The 20,204-nt window shown below is 71.7% G+C and carries 14 protein-coding genes and 1 tRNA gene; 10 read left to right on the top strand and 5 right to left on the bottom strand.

The features are described from left to right. Positions 1-234, top strand: coding sequence for a hypothetical protein (locus J7E93_RS03865; RefSeq protein WP_215065797.1), 234 nt, complete (start codon positions 1-3; stop codon positions 232-234). On the opposite strand, the gene J7E93_RS03870 is transcribed toward J7E93_RS03865, so the two are convergent. Continuing rightward, entirely contained in the window at positions 213-1,439 is a 1,227-nt protein-coding gene (locus tag J7E93_RS03870) for a glycosyltransferase 87 family protein (protein ID WP_215065798.1), read from the bottom strand. The two genes, J7E93_RS03865 and J7E93_RS03870, sit on opposite strands and share 22 nt — an antisense overlap. Positions 1,440-1,558: 119 nt before the next feature. On the opposite strand from J7E93_RS03870, the gene J7E93_RS03875 reads away from it, so the two are divergent. Next, a tRNA-Ala gene (locus tag J7E93_RS03875) sits at positions 1,559-1,631 on the top strand. Positions 1,632-1,824: 193 nt separating this feature from the next. Here the strand turns inward: J7E93_RS03875 and J7E93_RS03880 are convergent. Together J7E93_RS03880 and J7E93_RS03885 are read right to left on the bottom strand one after the other, a co-directional pair. Next, positions 1,825-3,402 carry an NADH-quinone oxidoreductase subunit NuoF family protein gene (locus J7E93_RS03880; RefSeq protein WP_215065799.1) on the bottom strand — a complete coding sequence of 526 codons (1,578 nt, stop codon included), beginning with the start codon at positions 3,400-3,402 and terminating at the stop codon, positions 1,825-1,827. Continuing rightward, positions 3,399-4,694: a hypothetical protein gene (locus J7E93_RS03885; protein WP_308367709.1), complete on the bottom strand. Its 1,296-nt coding sequence runs from the start codon at positions 4,692-4,694 to the stop codon at positions 3,399-3,401. Before J7E93_RS03885 ends, J7E93_RS03880 begins: the two co-directional genes overlap by 4 nt. Positions 4,695-5,176: 482 nt before the next feature. Between J7E93_RS03885 and leuS the strand changes: the two genes are divergently transcribed. The 5 genes from leuS to J7E93_RS03910 all read left to right on the top strand — a co-directional run bounded on the left by leuS (position 5,177) and on the right by J7E93_RS03910 (position 13,834). Continuing rightward, positions 5,177-8,065: a leucine--tRNA ligase gene (leuS, locus tag J7E93_RS03890; protein WP_215065801.1), complete on the top strand. Its 2,889-nt coding sequence runs from the start codon at positions 5,177-5,179 to the stop codon at positions 8,063-8,065. 139 nt (positions 8,066-8,204) lie between these two features. Continuing rightward, positions 8,205-8,996 carry a hypothetical protein gene (locus tag J7E93_RS03895; RefSeq protein ID WP_215065802.1) on the top strand — a complete coding sequence of 264 codons (792 nt, stop codon included), beginning with the start codon at positions 8,205-8,207 and terminating at the stop codon, positions 8,994-8,996. Positions 8,997-9,175: 179 nt separating this feature from the next. Then, a complete protein-coding gene (locus tag J7E93_RS03900) occupies positions 9,176-10,021 on the top strand; it encodes a DegV family protein (protein WP_215065803.1) in 846 nt (281 codons plus the stop codon). 367 nt (positions 10,022-10,388) lie between these two features. Then, positions 10,389-11,285: a helix-hairpin-helix domain-containing protein gene (locus J7E93_RS03905; RefSeq protein WP_374105354.1), complete on the top strand. Its 897-nt coding sequence runs from the start codon at positions 10,389-10,391 to the stop codon at positions 11,283-11,285. Further along, positions 11,282-13,834, top strand: a complete 2,553-nt coding sequence (locus J7E93_RS03910; protein WP_215065805.1) for a ComEC/Rec2 family competence protein — start codon at positions 11,282-11,284, stop codon at positions 13,832-13,834. The genes J7E93_RS03905 and J7E93_RS03910 overlap by 4 nt, the downstream gene beginning before the upstream one ends. Before the next feature lie 126 nt (positions 13,835-13,960). Here J7E93_RS03910 and J7E93_RS03915 read toward each other — a convergent pair whose 3' ends face one another. Then, a complete protein-coding gene (locus J7E93_RS03915; protein ID WP_215065870.1) occupies positions 13,961-14,206 on the bottom strand; it encodes a hypothetical protein in 246 nt (81 codons plus the stop codon). 54 nt (positions 14,207-14,260) lie between these two features. Here J7E93_RS03915 and holA point away from each other — a divergent pair, with 54 nt between their 5' ends. Further along, positions 14,261-15,247 (top strand): DNA polymerase III subunit delta, encoded by a 987-nt coding sequence (gene holA, locus J7E93_RS03920; RefSeq protein WP_215065806.1) that lies wholly within the window; start codon positions 14,261-14,263, stop codon positions 15,245-15,247. Between the two features lie 395 nt (positions 15,248-15,642). On the opposite strand, the gene rpsT is transcribed toward holA, so the two are convergent. Then, entirely contained in the window at positions 15,643-15,909 is a 267-nt protein-coding gene (rpsT, locus tag J7E93_RS03925) for a 30S ribosomal protein S20 (protein WP_137989361.1), read from the bottom strand. A 220-nt stretch (positions 15,910-16,129) separates the two neighbouring features. On the opposite strand from rpsT, the gene lepA reads away from it, so the two are divergent. Then, the gene (gene lepA, locus J7E93_RS03930; RefSeq protein ID WP_215065807.1) at positions 16,130-18,001 is read left to right on the top strand and encodes a translation elongation factor 4; all 1,872 of its coding nucleotides are present in this window, start codon (positions 16,130-16,132) and stop codon (positions 17,999-18,001) included. 251 nt (positions 18,002-18,252) lie between these two features. Further along, positions 18,253-20,127, top strand: a complete 1,875-nt coding sequence (locus J7E93_RS03935; RefSeq protein ID WP_215065808.1) for a long-chain fatty acid--CoA ligase — start codon at positions 18,253-18,255, stop codon at positions 20,125-20,127. The last annotated feature ends 77 nt before the right edge of the window (positions 20,128-20,204 follow it).

Here is a 20,204-nt window from a genome sequence, read left to right on the forward strand (position 1 = left end):
ATGGGTGCACACAGGCGGAAGTGCGACTGGTGCGGCAGTGGTACGCCCATTGTCCGGGACATGGACCCGGTCAACACCGAGTACCAGTACTGGTGCGAGGAGTGCGCGCGGGCGCTGATCATAAAAGGCGACCCGATCGAGACGTACCGCGAGCTGGAGGGCGAGCCGATCTACGGCCGGCTCCTCGACGAACACTGCGCCCTCAAGCGGTTCTACTCCTTCGCCACGGCCTGACGCCGTCGCGTGAGCGCGTACCCGAGGAAGAGCGCTGTCGCCGTCAGCGGATAGACCGCCGAGAGCAACATCTGTCCGGCGTTCTGGTCGAGTTCGGGGCGCCCCGGGTCGTGCGGCACCCACCACAGCGCGAACGAGGCGAAGACCAGCGCCACCGCGGCCACCGCCCAGTCGGGCCGCACGCGGTCGCGGCGGTCCACGAGCAGGACGAGCAGCGGCACGCACCACACCCAGTGATGGGACCAGGAGATCGGGCTGATCATCAGCGCCGTCACGGCACAGACGATCACGGACACCGCCCTGTCCCCGCGCAGCGCGGCCCGTACCGCGACCACCATCGCCGCGCCGCCGAGGAGGGCCGCGGCCACCGCCCACCACATGCCCGGGTCGTCGGTGTGCATCAGCCTGGCCAGCACCCCGCGCAGCGACTGGTTGGCGGTCTCCTCGGCGAACCCGACCCGGCCCGTCTCGAAGAGCGTCTCGGTCCAGAAGTGCATGGAGTCGCGCGGCAGGATCAACGCACTGGCCAGAGTCGCTCCCAGGAACGCCGCGGTCGCCGTGGCAGCCGTGCGGAGCCACTGGTTCCAGCCCTTCTCCCGGCGCCACAGAAGCAGGCCGGCGGCCAGGACCAGAACGACGAAGAGCCCCGGTGTGAGCTTCACCGCAGTGGCCAGCCCGATGCCCACGCCCGCCCAGCGGTGTCCCTCACGACGAGTGAAGTCCCACAGCACCGCCACCGCGATGAGCAGATTGATCTGCCCGTACCGCAGCGTCGTCCACACCGGCTCGCACCAGACCACGATCGCCGCCACCCAGAGGGTGGTGCGCCACAGCTGGGTGCGGGAGAGGGACGGGCGGACCAGCTGCACGGAGAGCTGGACCAGCGCGACCACGAGGAGGAGGTTCCCGGCGGTCGTCAGCGTCCGCATCAGCGGGACACCCACGAAGGTCAGCGGGACGAACAGCAGCCCCGCCAACGGTGGATAGGTCATGGCGAGGTTCGCCGAGGTGGCGCGCATCGCGTAGAGGTCGCCGCCCGCGCGGACCGTCTCCCCCTCGGCCCGGTAGACCATCACGTCGAGCATGTTCACGTGGGCGAGGCGTTGCGCCACCCAAAAGGCTATGAACGACAGGAGGCAGGTCGCCGCGGCGGTGGCGAGGGGCCACTGGCGGGCGCGGGTTCGGGCGAGCACGGACACGGTCACAGAGGGGGACCCTACCTGCCTGCCTCCGACCGGCAGGGAAACGATTTGGTGATCCCCCGGGGAGCCGGTTAATGTTCTGTCTGTCGCCGCGGGGGAAACCCGAACGGGGCGGACAGCAAGGGGCTATAGCTCAGTTGGTAGAGCGCCTGCATGGCATGCAGGAGGTCAGGAGTTCAATTCTCCTTAGCTCCACAGAAGGCAGAAGCGGATCATCCGAATCGGATGATCCGCTTCTTCGTTTCTACGGTTGGGCTGCCTGGGGCGGCTGGGTCGGCTGGGTCGGCGAGGTCGGCGCGGTCCCTGAGGCCCATGAAGCCCATGAAGCCCGTGAGGCCGGTGAGGCCCGCGAGAGATCAGCCCGACCGCGGACCCGTCCGAAGGCGGATCAACCCCTGCCGCTGTCCAGCGCCTTGCGGCCCGTGCCCGGCGGCAGCGCCGGACGGTCCATGGGCGGCTGCTCGATCCGGAGCGCCAGCGCGGGACAGCGGCGCACGGCCCGCTGCGCACGCCCTCGCAGATGCATCGGCACGGAGGCGTCGGCGAGCGCCGGGTAGCCGTCGGGGCCCAGCCTGATCAGCTCCGGCACGATGTCCGCGCACAGCCCGTGTCCCTGGCACAGCGTCCAGTCGACCGCCAGCTTCTCGCCGCTCGGAATCGACTCCTCCGCGTCCTGGTAGCCGGGCGCGGGCAGCGGCAGCACCCCTCTGGTCGGGCGCCCGCAGCCACCGTCGAGGACATGAGCGGCCAGATCGTCCGTGAAGGCCGAGAGGGTCGACGCGAAGAAGCGCGCCGAACCGTCGGGATGCTTGCACGCGCCCCGGCCCTTCACGGCCTGCGTCACCTCCCGCAGCGCCTCCAGCGCCGCCGGGCCCCCGCCGTTCAGCACGTCCGACAGACCGCCGGCCGCCGCGGGAAGGCCGAGCCGGCACGGGCCGCACTGGCCGGCCGTCTCCGCCGCCAGCCAGCTCGCCACCCTCAGCGACTCGCCGAGCGGGCAAGTCTCCGGGCCGATCGGCAGGATCGCCCCGGCGCCGAGGGACCCGCCGACGGCCGCCAGGGACGCACGTGAGACGACGGCGTCGTGGACGGCCGTCGAGTCGATCCAGTTGCCGTGGTAGCCGCCCGTGAGGACGCCCTGGGGGAGCGGAGGGGCCCCGGCCAGCTGGAGCACGTACCGCAGCGGGACCCCTGTCGGGACCTCGACCACCATGGGGCGGGCGACGGCCCCCGAGAGCGTCAGCAGGACGGTGCCGGGCTCGGACTCCAGCCCCGTGTGGCCGTAGCGGCGGGGACCGATCCGGGCGGCGACGGCCAGCTGCGCGAACGTCTCGGCGTTGGAGAGCAGTGTCGGTGCGCCTCCCACGCCCGACTCGGCGGCGCGCTCCCGACGGCCGGGCGGCAGCGCGGGTCCGCCGCCGGCCGCGCGGATCACCGCGGACGCCTCTCCGGAGACCATCCGCTCGGGGGTACGGACGACACGCGCGCGCAGCGCCTGTCCACGCCGGTCGGACAGGCCCCGCTCGGCGAGCGCCGACCGGATGGAGATCTCCGTGGAGTTACGGGTCACGGCCACGATCAGTGTCCGGGCGCCGAGCGCCTCCGCCGCCAGCAGGGCCCCGTCCAGGATCAGGTGCGGGGCGCGGTTGAGCAGGACCGTGTCCTTGCGGCAGGCGGGTTCGCCCTCGCTGCCGTTGACCACCACGACGGGACGTACTCCCCGGCGGATCGCCGCCTCGCCGACGGCCCTGAGCTTGCGGCCGAAGGGAAATCCGGCACCGCCGCGCCCGCGGAGGAATATCTCGTCGGCGAGTTGGGCGAGCCGATCGCCGCTCATCGGTTCCAGGGGCCCGTGCACCTTCATGTGCATGGCGAGACCGAGGCGCTCGACCAGGTCGAAGCCCTGGGTGAGCTGTGGCAGACCGACCACGCGGACCTCGGGGACATCGGGGAGCGGGGCGTTCACGGGCGGTCTCCTGCGGGAGTGGTCCACGGTTCACCCGCGGGGGGCGGGCTGGAGTACGTCGGCATGGGGGGCGAGGGGGCGGGCCAGTAGCCGGGACGGGGGGAGGGGTCGGGGACGACGGGAAGCTCCTCGGTCAGCGGGATGCGCTCGGCGAGCGGGATGTCGCCGTCGGTGCGGTGGGGGGTGGGGCCAGGGGCCGGGGCGGCGCGTGACACCGCGCGGTAGGCGGCGGAGAAGCCGGCGGAGCGGGGGGTGCCGACGGGAGCGGCGGAGCGGGGCCCGGTGTCGGCGTAGGCGGATCCGGCGGGCTCGCGAGGAGCGGCAGGAGCGGGGGGAGCGGCAGGAGCGGGCGGAGCGGGGAAGACGCCGGAGCCGGTGGAGAGGCTCGGTGCGACGGACGGGATGGGAGGGGTGGATGGGGTGGGTGGAGCGGGGGGCGTCGGCGCGTAGAGCCGCTGCTGGGGCAGCGGGGGAGCGGCGGCCAGGTGCGTCGGCGCGATCAGCGAGGATCGTGCGGTCGGGCGGTCCAGCCACTCGGCGGAGACCGTCGGGGCGTCGAGGCCGCCGGCGTCGCCCTCGACCCGTTCGGTCCACTCGGTCCGCTCGCCCGGGACGCCTCCGGTGGCGTCAGGGGTGCTTGGGCCGCCCGGGTCGGGCTCCGGGATCCGCGTGCGGCCCTCCAGCGACGCCAGGAGCCCCGCGAGCCGGTCGACCAGCGCGCGCTGGGTCGGGGCGGGCAGCAGCCGGAGCGAGACCGCGGCGGCGACCGCCGCCAGCGCCAGGCAGTACAGGACGACGACCCAGGTGGCGGGGGGCCGGCCCGCGTACAGGCCGTGGATCAGGGCGAAGCACCAGGCCGGGTACGCCAGCATGTGCAGCGGCCGCCAGCGCGCGGCGAACCGGCTCCGGCCGGCCAGCGTGCTGCGCAGCGCGCCGGTCGCCGCGGCGATGACCATCAGGAGCCCGGCGAGCGAGCCGAAGCCGATGAGGGCCGCCGTCCCTGTGAGGCCGAGGCCGAAGGGGATCAGCGCGCCGATAGGCCCGACATGGCCGAGGGAGACCTTGACGGTGCCGTGCAGCAGCAGGAAGCCGAGAGACGCGACGGCGGTGGCGCGGTGGATGCCCTGGGCGAGCAGCCGATGGCGCGGGGAGAGGAGCAGACGGTCGGTCGCCGTCAGACCCCAGGCGACCGACGCGGTCAGGGAGACCAGCGAGAGGACGCCGGTGGTGAAGTCGAGCGCGGCGCGGAAGCTGTCGCCACCGCCGAGGGCGAGCAGCGGAAGGATCACCACCGCCGCAACCGAAAGCCCGCCTCGAACCGGCCGGCTCATACCGGTTGGCTGGACGGAAGAAGAGCGTTTCCTGCGATGAGGGTTCATGGGTGCGACTCCGAATGGTGCGGATAAGCGGTCCCGTTGCGCCGCATGCTAGGTCGCTGCATACCGGCCGGTAGGTGGTTTGCTCGTTTACGGGGCGCATGGCGCCTAACTGACTCTGGGGTTGCCCTGGATAAGGGCGATACGCGGAGTAACCCGGGCGCCTCGGGCGTCCAGCGGGCCGGTGGGCGGAACGTCGGTGCGGCTCGCTCGGGCCCTGCGGTACCCTGACGCCATGCGTGCCGTACGCCTTCTGCTTAGCGAGCCGCGCTGATCAGTCCCGACGGATGAAAGATCCGGTCGGAATCGGCGCGGCGTCCCCTCCTGTGCGAGGGGATTTTTCATTTCGTGGCATTTCGTGGCAGTGGGCAGAGACGATCGATGGAGCTTCAAGGATCATGAGCGAGATGAATTCGGCTGCCGAGACGGCGGCCCCGCATCGTTATACGGCGGCCATGGCCGCCGACATCGAGGCACGCTGGCAGGATTTCTGGGACGCCGAAGGTACCTACGAGGCGCCGAACCCCACCGGTGACCTGGCGGGTGATCCGGAGATCGCCGCCCGTCCCAAGAAGTTCATCATGGACATGTTCCCGTACCCCTCGGGTGCGGGCCTGCACGTCGGCCACCCGCTGGGCTACATCGCCACCGACGTCTTCGCCCGCCACCAGCGCATGACGGGCCACAACGTCCTGCACACCCTGGGCTTCGACGCCTTCGGCCTGCCGGCCGAGCAGTACGCCGTGCAGACGGGCACGCACCCGCGCGTGTCCACCGAGGCCAACATGGAGAACATGAAGGTCCAGCTGCGCCGGCTGGGCCTGGGCCACGACAAGCGCCGGTCGTTCGCCACGATCGACCCGGAGTACTACAAGTGGACGCAGTGGATCTTCCTGCAGATCTTCAACTCCTGGTACGACGACGAGGCGAAGAAGGCCCGTCCGATCGCCGAGCTGGTCGAGCAGTTCGAGAACGGCACCCGTGAGGTTCCGGGTGCGTCCGGCGTGACCGGCTCCACGCGCGCGTGGAGCGAGCTGAACGCCGCCGAGCGCGCCGACGTCCTGGGCGAGTACCGCCTGGCGTACGCCTCCGACGCGCCGGTCAACTGGTGCCCCGGCCTGGGCACTGTCCTGGCCAACGAAGAGGTCACCGCCGACGGTCGCTCCGAGCGCGGCAACTTCCCTGTCTTCAAGGCCAAGCTGCGCCAGTGGAACATGCGCATCACCGCCTACGCGGACCGCCTGCTGGACGACCTGGACGCGCTGGACTGGCCCGAGGCCATCAAGCTGCAGCAGCGGAACTGGATCGGCCGCTCCGAGGGCGCCCGCGTCGACTTCCAGGTCGGCGAGGCCGGCGCGATCACCGTCTTCACCACCCGCCAGGACACGCTGTTCGGCGCCACCTACATGGTGCTGGCCCCGGAGCACGACCTGGTCGAGAAGATCGTCCCGGACGCGTGGCCCGCCGGCACGCACGACGTGTGGACGGGCGGCCACGCCACCCCGGCCGAGGCCGTCGCCGCGTACCGCAAGCAGGCCGCCTCCAAGTCCGACGTCGAGCGGCAGGCCGAGGCCAAGGACAAGACCGGTGTCTTCACCGGCGCGTACGCGACCAACCCGGTCAGCGGCGACAAGGTCCCGGTCTTCATCGCCGACTACGTCCTGATGGGCTACGGCACCGGCGCCATCATGGCCGTCCCGGCGCACGACACCCGCGACTTCGCCTTCGCGCGCGCCTTCGAACTGCCGATGCGCTGTGTCGTCGAGCCCTCGGACGACCGCGGCACCGACCCGTCGACGTGGGACGACGCCTTCTCCTCGTACGAGGCGAAGCTGGTCAACTCCTCGAACGAGGACGTGACGCTGGACGGCCTGGGCGTCGTCGACGCCAAGGAGAGGATCACCGCCTGGCTGGCCGAGCGCGGCATCGGCGAGGGCACCGTCAACTTCCGGCTGCGCGACTGGCTGTTCAGCCGTCAGCGCTACTGGGGCGAGCCCTTCCCGATCGTCTACGACGAGGACGGCATCGCGCACTCGCTGCCCGAGTCCATGCTGCCGCTGGAGCTGCCGGAGGTCGACGACTACTCGCCCCGCACCTTCGACCCGGACGACGCCGACACCCAGCCCGAGACGCCGCTGTCCCGCAACGAGGACTGGGTCAACGTCACCCTGGACCTGGGCGACGGACCGAAGAAGTACCGCCGCGAGACCAACACCATGCCCAACTGGGCCGGTTCCTGCTGGTACGAGCTGCGTTACCTGGACCCGCACAACGACCAGAAGCTGGTCGACCCGGCCATCGAGCAGTACTGGATGGGCCCGCGCGAGGGCATGCCGACCGGTGGCGTCGACCTGTACGTCGGCGGCGCGGAGCACGCCGTACTGCACCTGCTGTACGCGCGGTTCTGGTCCAAGGTGCTGTTCGACCTGGGGCACGTCTCGTCGGCCGAGCCGTTCCACAAGCTGTACAACCAGGGCATGATCCAGGCCTTCGTCTACCGGGACGCGCGCGGCATCGCCGTACCGGCGGCCGAGGTCGAGGAGCGCGACGGCGGCTTCTGGTACCAGGGCGAGAAGGTCAGCCGTGTCCTGGGCAAGATGGGCAAGTCCCTGAAGAACGCCGTCACCCCGGACGAGATCTGCGCCGAGTACGGTGCCGACACCCTGCGCCTGTACGAGATGGCGATGGGCCCGCTGGACGTCTCCCGCCCGTGGGACACGCGCGCGGTGGTCGGCCAGTACCGGCTGCTGCAGCGGCTGTGGCGCAACATCGTCGACGAGTCGACCGGCGAGGTCACGGTCGTCGACACCGCGCCCGACGAGGACACGCTGCGCGCCCTGCACAAGGCGATCGACGGCGTCTCGCAGGACATGGCCGCGATGCGCTTCAACACCGCCATCGCCAAGGTCACGGAGCTGAACAACCACCTGACGAAGTCGGGCGGTGCGGTGTCGCGGTCCGTCGCCGAGCAGCTGGTGCTGCTGGTGGCGCCGCTGGCCCCGCACATCGCCGAGGAGCTGTGGCGCCGGCTGGGGCACACCGACTCGGTCGTCCACCAGGACTTCCCCGTCGCCGACCCGGCGTACGTCGTGGACGAGACCGTGACCTGCGTCGTGCAGATCAAGGGCAAGGTCAAGGCGCGGCTGGAGGTCTCGCCGTCCATCACGGACGCGGAGCTGGAGGCGCTGGCGCTGGGTGACGCGAGCGTCGTCGCGGCGCTGGGCGGCGCGCAGATCCGCAAGGTGATCGTGCGCGCGCCGAAGCTGGTCAACATCGTCGCCGGCTAGCGAGGCATGAGGGGTTTCCCCTACGGGCAGGTTGGGGGTTCCGATGGAACCCTCGGCCTGCCCGTTCCGTTTACGGTGGAGGAACCACAACCGAGGGAACTCGAATGCCGAGGACTCGACCCACGCCGGAGGGGCACTCATGGGAGAAGCCGCGATTTTGATCATGGCGCTGCTCTTCTTCGCCTTCGTGGCGTTGGGGGTGTACGCGGCCGTGAAGGTGGTCAAGGCCGCCAAGCGCGGTGTCGACCGCACGATCACACAGGCCCGGCGCACGGTCGAGGACACCACGCTGCGCGCCAAGAGCTACGGGCAGGGCGGGGTCTCCGGCGAGCTGGCCCAGTTGCGGCTCTCGCTGCGCACCTCGATGCGTGCGACGCAGGACGCCCTGCAGGCGGGCGTCGCCGAGGACGCCTCGCTGAAGGAGACGCTCGATCTGTTCCGCCGGCTCAGCGCCCACGGGCAGGAGCTGGACGAGGACCTCAAGCGACTGGAGCGGGATCCCGACCGGGCGAGGGTGGCCGCACACCTCACCGAACTGCGGGAGCGCACCGAGCGCATCACGCACTCGGCCGACTCGCTGCGGTGGGCGGCCAGGGACCGGGCGCGGAAGTTCGCGGAGGACGACCTCTCCTCGCTGAGCGCGCAGATCGACATGGAGGCGGGCGCACTGCGTCACTGGTCGGGAGGGACTGACCAGAGCTCCGCGTCGGGCGACTTCTCCTGGCCCGAGGCGGGCGCGGCGGCGCCGGGGGCCGAGCGGGGGCAGGCGGAGTCCGAGGACCGAGGCCAGGGCCGGGGCCCGGCCCAGGACCGAGGTCGGGACGGGGCGGCGGGCCGGGACCGGCAGCCGCCGCCGGCGATCACGGCGCGCGATCCGCGCCGGGCCGCCTATCCGTGGGAGAAGTCGACGCGGCCGGAGACCACCAACTGACGCTGCCGTGCGGGCGGATGGCGCCGGGCGGAGTGAGACGCGACGACGGCGCGGGCCGTTGTCCGACGTGGCGTGTGCACGGTGCGGTGGTGGCCCCATGGAGACGTGCGGGTGATCCGGCCGGTCGTCGGGAGGGGGCGGGCTGCCGAGGGGTGGCTCCGGCGGGTAACCTCCCGCTCATGTCCCGGCATGTCGCGATCGTCACCGATTCCACGGCCTACCTGCCACCGCAGACGATGGAGCGGCACGGCATCACTGCGGTCCCACTGACCGTCGTCATCGGTGACAGAGCTCTTGAGGAGGGGACCGAGGTCTCCGCCCGCACGCTCGCCCAGGCGCTCCAGAAGCGGCGGCCGGTGACGACCTCGCGGCCGAGTCCCGAGGTCTTCGCGGCGACCTACCGGGCGGCCGCCGAGGCCGGCGCGCAGGGCATCGTCTCGCTCCATCTCTCCGCCGAGTTCTCCGGTACGTACGATGCCGCCGTGCTGGCGGCGAAGGACGCTCCCGTGCCCGTCCGGGTGGTCGACACCCGGATGGTGGGGATGGCACTGGGCTTCTGCGCGCTCGCGGCGGCCGAGATCGTCGACGCGGGCGGCTCGATCGACGAGGCGGTCGCCGCGGCCGAGAAGCGGGCCGCCGGGACCTCCGCCTTCTTCTATGTCGACACGCTGGACTACCTCCGCAGGGGCGGACGCATCGGTGCCGCTCAGGCGCTGGTGGGCTCCGCGCTCGCGGTGAAGCCGCTCCTCGAACTGGACGGAGGGCGGATCGAGCTGCGCGAGAAGGTGCGGACGGCGTCGAAGGCGATCGCCCGTCTCGAGGAGATCGCGGTGGAACGGGCCGGTTCGGGCACGGTGGACGTGGCCGTGCACCATCTCTGCGCCGCCGAACGGGCGGCCGCGCTGGCCGACCGGCTGCGGGAGCGGATCTCGAGCATCGAGGAGCTGCGGGTCAGCGAGGTCGGAGCGGTGATCGGAGCGCACACGGGCCCGGGTCTGCTGGCCGTCGTCGTCTCGCCCCGCTGACGACCGACTTTCTGGCGTCCGTCCATCCCCCTCAGGGGTGGCGTAGTTTTCCACAACTTGCTGGTTTTCCAGAGAATTTGACGCGCTTCAGCACGTTCGGCCGGATGTATCTACCGTCCTGTTCATGGCTCTTCGCACGCATGTAGCAGGACGAATCGCAACGACGACCGAACCGGCAACCGAAGCGACCGCCGCAATGGCGACCGCAGTGGCGACCGAAACGGCGACCGCAGCGACCGCCGCCGCAAGGACGACCGCCCGGGCGACCAGTGGCCCCGGTCGGGTGCCCGGTTCGGACGGCCGCACCCGCCCGGGCGGGCGCGGCTCGCCTCCCGCGAGGGCACGGCGGCGGGCGCGGGTGAGACGCGTGTCCGCCGTGTCCATGACGGCCGGTGCCTCGGTACGGCGCCGGGGGGACGCGCTGTTTCCGCCCGCCGAGTCCCCCGAGTCCCCCGAGGCGCCCGAGTCAGCGGTGGCCTGGGGCGAACCGGAGGTCGCGGCAGCGAACGGACACCCAGGGCAGGGGGTCGGGCCCGGGCGGTGGGAGCGGCTGAGGCTCGCGGTGCGTGATCGGCTGCCGGTATGGGCGCAGTCGAGGTGCGGCCTCGAACCGAGGACGCTCGCGGCGCTGGCCGTGGTCCTGGTGGTGGCCGCGGGCTTCGCCGGCCGGTACTTCTGGACCGGGCGGCCGGAGGTCGTCAGGGCGCCGGAGATCGTGCGCGCGGCGCCGCTGCCGGAGGCCGGCGCTTCTCCCGCGGTCCCTGTGACGTCCGGGAGCGCCGTGGGCTCGACGGAGCCGACGGCAGCGTCGCCCCCGGAGGTCGTGGTGGATGTGAGCGGCAAGGTGCGGCGGCCGGGGGTGCTGACCCTGCCGGCGGGATCGAGGGTCGCGGACGCCCTGCGGGCCGCGGGCGGGGTCCGGCCGGGCACCGACGTCACCGGACTGAACCGGGCGCGCGTCCTCATGGACGGAGAACAGGTGCTGGTCGGCCTGCCGATGCCGATCGCACCAGGTCCGGGTCGGGGTGCGGGAGCGGGTGGGGGTGTCGGGTCCGCAGCCGGCGGGAGGGCGGCTCCGCTGAGCCTGAACGCGGCGACCGTGGAGCAGCTCGACACCCTTCCCGGGGTGGGACCGGTTCTCGCCCAGCACATCGTCGACCACCGCACGGAGCACGGCGGGTTCCGGACGGTCGCCGAGCTGCGCGAGGTCAACGGCATCGGTGAGCGCCGGTTCGCGGACCTCGCGCCTCTGGTTCGGCCATGAACCGGGAAGGCACGCCCTTCACCCCGTACGAGGAAGGGCCGACCGATCTCAGGCTGGTGCCACCGGCGTTGGCGGCCTGGGGAGCTGCCGCCCTGGCGGTGGGCGCCACCGGGTGGTGGACCGTCGCCGGGGTGCTCGCCTGCTCGGCCGGGGCGGCTGCCCTGCTGGCCGTGGCCGTGATGCGTCGGTCACAGGCGCTCAGGGCCGTGCCGGGCGAGGCTTCGGAGCGGACGGAGCGGACGGAGCGGACGGAGCGGACGGAGCGGTCCGCCGGTGGCCGGCCGGGCCGGTGGCTCGGGGCAACCGCGGGAGCGGCGGTGCTGCTCTGCGCCGCGGCCGGTGCCGCATCGGGGGGACTGCACGCGGCGGACCTCAGCCGCGGGCCGGTGCCGGGCCTCGCGGCGGAGTACGCCCGGGCGGGCGCGGAGGTGACGGTCACCTCGGATCCGCGGCTCACCCGTCCTCGTGTCCGGGGCGACAGGACAGCCCCGGTCTCCGTGGTCCTGGGCGGCGAGGCGACCAGGATCGAGACGTCCGACGGGGCGGTGCACAGGACGAGGACACCGGTCCTGCTGATCGTTCCGGCGGGGGAGGCTCAGCGGGAGTGGCTGAGGCTGCTGCCCTCGACACGGCTGCGGGTGGAGGCGCGGCTGTCGCCGCCGCTGCGTCCGGGGGACCGGTTCGCGGCGGTGCTGCGGGTCGACGGTACCGGGCCGCCACGGATCACCGGGCCGCCCAGCACGGTGCAGCGCACGGCGGGAAGCCTCCGGGCCGGACTGCGGCGCGCCACCGAGGGGCTCGACCCGGACGCCCGTGCACTCCTGCCCGGACTGGTCGTCGGGGACACCTCCCGCATCGAACCGGAGCTGAGCGACGCCTTCGAGGCCACCGACCTCACCCACCTTCTGGCGGTGTCGGGCTCGAACCTCACCATCGTCCTGCTGCTTCTCGTCGGCCGGCCGGGCGCCGCCATGCGGGCCGAGCGCGGAGGACTCGCCCCCCGCCTCGGGATTCCGTTGCGGTCCACCGCTCTCGTCGGCGGAGGGCTCACGCTCGCCTTCGTCATCGTCTGCCGACCGGATCCGAGCGTGCTGCGGGCGGCCGCCTGCGGCCTGGTCGCCCTGCTCGCCATCGGCACCGGCCGGCGCCGATCGCTGATCCCCGCGCTCGCGGCGGCAGTGCTGACACTGGTGCTCTACGACCCCTGGCTGGCGCGGAGTTACGGCTTCCTCCTCTCGGTTCTGGCCACCGGCGCACTGCTGACGATCGCGCCGCGCTGGAGCGAGGCGCTGCGGCGGCGACGGGTGCCGGGCAGGATCGCCGAGGCGCTCGCCGCGGCCCTCGCGGCCCAGGTGGTGTGCGCGCCCGTGGTCGCGGTCTTCGCCGCCCGGGTCAGCCTGGTCGCGATCCCCAGCAACCTCCTCGCCGAGGCGGCGGTCGCACCGGCGACGATCCTCGGGTTCGCCGCGCTCGCTCTGGCCCCGGTCTGGATGCCCGCCGCCGAGGCCGTCGCGGAGGTCGCGGGCTGGCCGGCCGGCTGGATCGCCGGCGTGGCGCGTACCGGGGCGGCGCTGCCGGGCGCGGAGGCGGCCTGGCCGGGCGGCTGGTGGGGAGGCCTGCTGCTGGCATGCCTCTTCGGCCTCGTCGCGCTGGGCGCCTGGAATCTGCCGTACCGGCGGAGGGTCGCCACCGGCTGCGCCGTTCTGCTGCTGCTCGTGGTGGTGAGACCGCAGCCGTTGACCCGGTGGGTCACCGGCTGGCCGCCGCCGGGCTGGACGTACGCGATGTGCCAGGTGGGCCAGGGGGACGCGACCGTGCTCGCGGCGGGCGGGGACACCGCCGTGGTCGTGGACGCCGGGCCCGATCCGGCGCTGGTGGACGGCTGCCTGCGCGACCTCGGGATCCACCGGGTTCCGCTCCTGGTCCTCACCCACTTCCACGCGGATCACGTCGCCGGACTGCCCGGGGTGCTGCGTGGGCGGGCGGTGGGGGCGATCCAGACGACGGGGCTCGAAGAGCCGCCCGGGCAGGCGGCGTTCGTACGGCGGACGGCCGCGGCGGCCGGCGTCCCCGTCGTACGGGCCGGGCCGGGGGAACGGCGGCGCCTCGGTCCGCTGGAGTGGCGGGTGCTCTGGCCCAGGGCGGCCGCCGGGGCGCTGGTGCACGAGGAATCGGAGCCGAACGACGCCAGTGTCACCCTGCTCGTGCGGACGACCGGGGGGATGAGTCTGCTGCTCCTCGGCGACCTCGAACCGCCGGCCCAGCAGGGGCTGTTGCGGGCGTACCCGGCGCTGGTGCCGGTGGATGTGCTCAAGGTCGCCCACCATGGTTCGGCGCATCAGGACCCCGGGCTCATACGGGCGGTCCGGCCGAGGCTGGCGCTGGTGTCCACCGGTCGGGACAACCCCTACGGCCACCCGTCGCCCCGGACCATGGAGGCATTGAGGGCCGGGGGAGCGGAGGTGCTCCGGACGGACCGGGACGGGGCGATCGCGGTGGTGGGGACGGGCCGGGACCTGGTGGCCGTAGCGAAGGGAGGGAGCGGGTGAGCAGATGGTCCACACGCTGTTCGTGGTGCCGGACCGCCACCGCCGGAGCCGTACGGGCCGTTCTGTGGCTCCTGCTGGCGCCGCCGTCCTCCATGCAGAGCTCTGGGCGGCCCCGGTCCCCGCCGCCTACGGGGCTTCCAGCCAGCCCTCGTACTCCGCGGCGAGCGCGTCGAGCGCCCCGGAGTCCAGGCGGCCCTCCGGATCCTCCACCACGACCAGCCACTGGGCGTCCTCGGCGTCGTCCTCACCGGCCAGGGCGTCCCTGACGAGCTGCGGCTCCTCGGCGACGCCGAAGCGGGCGGGCAGCTCCTCGGCGACCTCCTCGGCGGCGTCGCGGTCCGGCAGTACGAGTACGTGTCGTTCGCTCACCAGCTCATTCTCCGGTACGGGAGGGAGTGTCGGTGGCCCGTGGGATGCTGGGACGCGATGGCCACCAGAAAGACTTCGACCGACGACCTCCTCGCCCCCGTCACGCTCGCCGTGGGCCAGGAGGACCTGCTCCTCGACCGTGCCGTCCAGGAGGTGGTGGCGGCCGCCCGGGCCGCCGACGCCGACACGGACGTCCGTGACCTCAGCTCCGAGCAGCTCCAGCCCGGGACGCTCGCCGAGCTGACGAGTCCGTCGCTCTTCGCCGAGCGCAAGGTCATCGTCGTGCGGAACGCGCAGGACCTGTCCGCGGACACGATCAAGGACATCAAGGCGTACCTCGCCGCGCCGATCGAGGAGATCACGATCGTGCTGCTCCACGCGGGCGGCGCCAAGGGCAAGGGGCTGCTCGACGCGGCGCGCAAGGCGGGCGCGCGGGAGGTGGCCTGCCCGAAGACGACGAAGCCGGCGGAGCGGCTGACGTTCGTACGGCAGGAGTTCCGCGCCCTCGGCCGGTCGGCCACGCCCGAGGCGTGCCAGGCGCTCGTCGACTCGATCGGCAGCGACCTGCGGGAGCTGGCCTCGGCGGTCTCGCAGCTGACCGCCGATGTCGAGGGGACGATCGACGAGGCGATCGTCGGGCGGTACTACACGGGCCGTGCGGAGGCGTCGTCCTTCAACGTGGCGGACCGCGCGGTGGAGGGCAGGGCGGCGGAGGCCCTGGAGGCGCTGCGCTGGTCGCTGTCGACCGGAGTCCCACCGGTCCTGATCACCAGCGCGTTGGCGCAGGGCGTCCGGGCGATCGGAAAGCTGTCGGCGGCGCGGGGCGGCCGGCCGGCGGATCTGGCGCGTGAGCTGGGGATGCCGCCGTGGAAGATCGACCGGGTGCGGCAGCAGATGCGCGGCTGGACGCCGGACGGTGTCTCGCTGGCGCTGCGTGCGGTGGCTGAGGCGGACGCGGGGGTGAAGGGCGGCGGGGACGACCCGGAGTACGCCCTGGAGAAGGCGGTGGTCGCGGTGGCACGGGCGGCGAGGCTCCGGCGGTAGCGTCCGTCGGCCGTTGATCCCCCCACCCCGCCCCTTCCCGAAACCCTGCCGGGGGCTGGTGGGGGCCGAAGCGACGTGGGGCGGCCGCCCCACCGACCCGGTCGGCGACAGTCACCCGGCCGCGGCAGGCCCCTGCGATGCCGCGAGGCCGTCGTGCCCGTCGTGCTGACTCCTCCGCAACGGAAGTCGCACTCCCCCGCCCCTGCAGGCAGGCAACCAGGCGGGGCACGGCGAAGGCCCCGTCGTCTCCTGGGGAAGGAGAGCGGCGGGGCCTTCGGCGTGAAGACTGTGGGCTCGCACACGCGTGGCGAACGCGTATCGCGTACGAGTCCGGGGTGCCGGGAAGGGAGCGGGAGAGAGGGCCCGCGGAGTCCCGTCCGGCGTCACATCAGAGCTCAGCCCTGCAGGGCGGCAACCTTGGTGGCCAGCGCCGACTTCTTGTTGGCGGCGGCGTTCTTGTGGATGACACCCTTCGAGACAGCCTTGTCGAGCGCGCGGGAGGCGGCGCGAGAAGCCACGACGGCCTTCTCGACGTCACCCGCGGCGACGGCCTCGCGGGCCTTGCGGATCGCGGTCTTGAGCGAGGACTTGACGGCCTTGTTGCGCAGGCGCGCCTTCTCGTTCGTCTTGTTCCGCTTGATCTGGGACTTGATGTTCGCCACGAAAAAGAACCCTTTTCTGGGGGTCCCGCCACGCCCGCAGTGGGCGCAGGGGGCAATCGATGATCTTTCAGACTGTGACTCGAAGCTGAGAGGGCATACGAGACACAGCTGTCCACGGTATCAGGCACTCTCCGGGCCGCCCAAACCGAGCGCCGCACCGCAGTCATGGGACCATGGAGCCTACGTATCGATCCGACATCGCCCCGAGACGAGACCCTGCGTGCCCGCGACTCCTACCCACGTGCCCGAGCCGAGCCGTACCGACCCGGCGCTGATCCGCAATTTCTGCATCATCGCGCACATCGACCACGGCAAGTCGACCCTTGCCGACCGGATGCTCCAGCTGACCGGTGTCGTCGACCAACGGCAGATGCGCGCCCAGTACCTCGACCGCATGGACATCGAGCGCGAGCGCGGCATCACCATCAAGTCCCAGGCGGTCCGTCTTCCCTGGGCGCCCACCGAGGGCACGGGCCAGGGCAAGACCCACATCCTCAACATGATCGACACCCCCGGGCACGTCGACTTCACGTACGAGGTCTCGCGGTCCCTGGCGGCCTGTGAGGGCACGGTCCTGCTCGTCGACGCGGCCCAGGGCATCGAGGCGCAGACCCTCGCGAACCTGTACCTCGCGATGGAGAACGACCTCACCATCGTTCCCGTACTGAACAAGATCGACCTGCCGGCCGCCCAGCCGGAGAAGTTCTCCGAGGAGCTCGCCAACCTCATCGGCTGCCAGCCGGAGGACGTGCTCAAGGTCTCCGCCAAGACGGGTCTCGGCGTCGAGGCGCTGCTGGACCGGGTCGTGGAGAACGTGCCGGCCCCCGTCGGTGTGGCCGACGCGCCCGCCCGCGCGATGATCTTCGACTCGGTCTACGACTCCTACCGCGGTGTCGTGACGTACGTACGAGTGGTCGACGGCCAGCTCAACAAGCGCGAGCGCATCAAGATGATGTCGACCGGCGCCACCCACGAGCTGCTCGAGATCGGCGTCTCGTCCCCCGAGATGACGCCCGCCGACGGCATCGGCGTCGGCGAGGTCGGCTACATCATCACCGGCGTGAAGGACGTCCGTCAGTCCAAGGTCGGTGACACGATCACCTCGCTGAACAAGGGCGCCACCGAGGCGCTCGGCGGATACAAGGACCCCAAGCCGATGGTGTTCTCGGGTCTCTACCCGCTGGACGGCTCGGAGTACCCGGACCTCCGTGAGGCCCTCGACAAGCTGCAGCTCAACGACGCCGCGCTGGTCTACGAGCCGGAGACCTCCGCCGCCCTCGGCTTCGGCTTCCGCGTCGGCTTCCTCGGGCTCCTCCACCTGGACGTGATCCGGGAGCGTCTGGAGCGCGAGTTCGGCCTCGACCTGATCGCCACCGCCCCCAACGTGGTCTACCGCGTGGTCATGGAGGACGGCAGCGAGCACACGGTCACCAACCCGAGCGAGTTCCCCGAGGGCAAGATCAGTGACGTGTACGAGCCGGTCGTACGGGCCACGATCCTTGCCCCGAGCGAGTTCATCGGCGCGATCATGGAGCTCTGCCAGACCCGTCGCGGCACCCTCCTCGGCATGGACTACCTCTCCGAGGACCGGGTCGAGATCCGCTACACCCTCCCCCTGGCCGAGATCGTCTTCGACTTCTTCGACCAGCTGAAGTCCAAGACGCGGGGTTACGCCTCCCTCGACTACGAGCCCACCGGCGAGCAGGCCTCCAGCCTGGTCAAGGTCGACATCCTGCTGCACGGCGACAAGGTCGACGCGTTCTCCGCCGTCACCCACAAGGACGCGGCGTACGCGTACGGCGTGCGGCTCGTCGCCAAGCTGCGCGAGCTGATCCCGCGGCAGGCCTTCGAGGTGCCGATCCAGGCCGCGATCGGTTCCCGGGTCATCGCCCGCGAAACCATCCGGGCCATCCGCAAGGACGTCCTCGCCAAGTGCTACGGCGGTGACATCTCCCGTAAGCGGAAGCTGCTGGAGAAGCAGAAGGAAGGCAAGAAGCGGATGAAGATGGTCGGTTCTGTGGAGGTTCCGCAGGAGGCCTTCATCGCCGTGCTGTCGAGCGACGATTCGGCCGGCGGCAAGAGCAAGAAGTAATCGGCGGTTCAGTCGGCGGTTCAATCGGCTGTTTAGCTGACAGATACATCGAACGGGCTCTCGCGCGGACTGCGCGGGGGCCCGTTCGGCGTTCGTTCTGTTATCAACCGGGTATCAAGCGGCTGCCCGCAGGCCCTTACGCGTCGGACTTCGGCCATCTACTCTGAACCCGGCTCGAAGGTTACTCGCCAGTTAGAAACGCACCGCCAGATCGCACCACCAGCAGGCAATGCCGCCGCCCGGAGGACGTCGTGAGCGACACACAGACCCTGATCGAGAACCGGCCGCCCTCCGTGGCGACCCTCTTCCTTGAGCGCGTGGCGCGGACTCCCGACGCGGAGGCCTATCGCTACCCGGTACCCACCGCATCCGGCCAGGGCCCGGACGAGTGGAAGTCGCTCAGCTGGGAACAGGCCGCCGAGCGGGTCTACGCCATCGCGGCCGGTCTGATCGATCTCGGCGTCCAGTCGGAGGAGCGGGTCGCCCTCGCCTCCGCCACCCGGGTGGAGTGGATCCTCGCCGACCTCGGCGTGATGTGTGCCGGCGCCGCCACCACCACCGTCTATCCGCAGACCAACGCCGAGGAGTCGGCGTTCATCCTCTCCGACTCCGAGTCCAAGGTCCTCATCGCGGAGGACGCGGCCCAGGTCGCCAAGGCCCGCGAGCGCCGCGGCGACCTGCCGGGCCTCCACCACGTCGTCGTCATCGACCCCACGGGCGTGGAGACCGACGACTGGGTGCTCTCCCTCGCCGACCTGGAGGCGCGCGGGAAGGTCCACCTGGCGAACCACCCCGAGGCCGTCAAGGAGCGGGTTTCGGCCATCACCGCCACGCAGCTCGCCACCCTCATCTACACCTCCGGCACCACCGGCCGCCCCAAGGGCGTCCGTCTGCCGCACGACAACTGGTCGTACATGGCCAAGGCGATCGCCGCGACCGGCCTGGTCACCAAGGACGACGTGCAGTACCTGTGGCTGCCGCTCGCGCACGTCTTCGGCAAGGTGCTGACCTCCGGCCAGATCGAGGTCGGGCACGTCACCGCCGTCGACGGCCGCATCGACAAGATCATCGTGAACCTGCCGGTCGTCCAGCCCACCTACATGGCGGCCGTCCCGCGCATCTTCGAGAAGGTCTACAACGGCGTCGCCGCCAAGGCCCGCGAGGGAGGCGCCGCCAAGTACAAGATCTTCCAGTGGGCGGCCGGCGTCGCCCGCGAGTACGCCAAGGTCACCCAGGACAACTTCCGCCGCACCGGCACCGCCTCCGCGCCCTTCGGCCTCGCCGCCAAGCACAAGGTCGCCGACGCGCTGGTCTACAAGAAGCTCCGCGAGGCGTTCGGCGGCCGGCTGCGCGCCGCCGTCTCCGGCTCCGTCGCACTGGCTCCGGAGATCGGCTTCTTCTTCTCCGGCGCCGGCATCCACATCCTGGAGGGCTACGGCCTCACCGAGACCAGCGCCGCCTCGTTCGTCAACCCGGGCGAGGCCTACCGCACCGGAACGGTCGGCAAGCCGCTGCCCGGCTGCGAGGTGCGGATCGCCGACGACGGCGAGATCCTGCTGCGCGGCCCCGGCGTCATGGAGGGCTACCACGGCCTGCCGGAGAAGACGGCCGAGGTCCTGGAGCCCGACGGCTGGTTCCACACCGGCGACATCGGCGAGCTGTCCGCCGACGGCTATCTGCGGATCACCGACCGCAAGAAGGACCTGTTCAAGACGTCGGGCGGAAAGTACATCGCGCCGACCGAGGTCGAGGGCCAGTTCAAGGCAGTCTGCCCCTTCGTCTCCAACATCGTGGTGCTCGGCGCGGACCGGAACTACTGCAGCGCGCTCATCGCCCTCGACGAGCCCGCCATCCTCGGCTGGGCCGCCGAGCACGGCCTCGCGGGCAAGTCGTACGCGGAGGTCGTCGCCGCCCCGCAGACCCAGGAGATGGTCCAGGGGTACGTGGACCGTCTCAACGAGGGTCTCCAGCGCTGGCAGACGATCAAGAAGTTCCGGCTGCTGCCGCGCGACCTCGACGTCGAGCACGGCGAGCTGACCCCGTCGCTGAAGATGAAGCGGCCGGTCGTGGAGCGTACGTACAAGGACCTGATCGAGGACATGTACGCCGGGGCCCGGGAGGCCTGATCGGCGCAGAGGGTCACCTCGGTCCGCAGTAGCCGCAGTAGCCGTAGAAGCCGTAGAAGCCGTAGAAGCCGTGGACG

The sequence above is a fragment of the Streptomyces sp. ISL-36 genome (assembly GCF_018614205.1).
Taxonomy (GTDB): Bacteria; Actinomycetota; Actinomycetes; order Streptomycetales; family Streptomycetaceae; genus Streptomyces.

Coding starts and splice junctions, on each gene's coding strand:
- J7E93_RS03900 (WP_215065803.1), top strand. CDS start 9,176: ATGTCCCGGCATGTCGCGATCGTCACCGATTCCACGGCCTACCTGCCA.
- J7E93_RS03895 (WP_215065802.1), top strand. CDS start 8,205: ATGGGAGAAGCCGCGATTTTGATCATGGCGCTGCTCTTCTTCGCCTTC.
- leuS (WP_215065801.1), top strand. CDS start 5,177: ATGAGCGAGATGAATTCGGCTGCCGAGACGGCGGCCCCGCATCGTTAT.
- J7E93_RS03865 (WP_215065797.1), top strand. CDS start 1: ATGGGTGCACACAGGCGGAAGTGCGACTGGTGCGGCAGTGGTACGCCC.
- holA (WP_215065806.1), top strand. CDS start 14,261: ATGGCCACCAGAAAGACTTCGACCGACGACCTCCTCGCCCCCGTCACG.
- J7E93_RS03910 (WP_215065805.1), top strand. CDS start 11,282: ATGAACCGGGAAGGCACGCCCTTCACCCCGTACGAGGAAGGGCCGACC.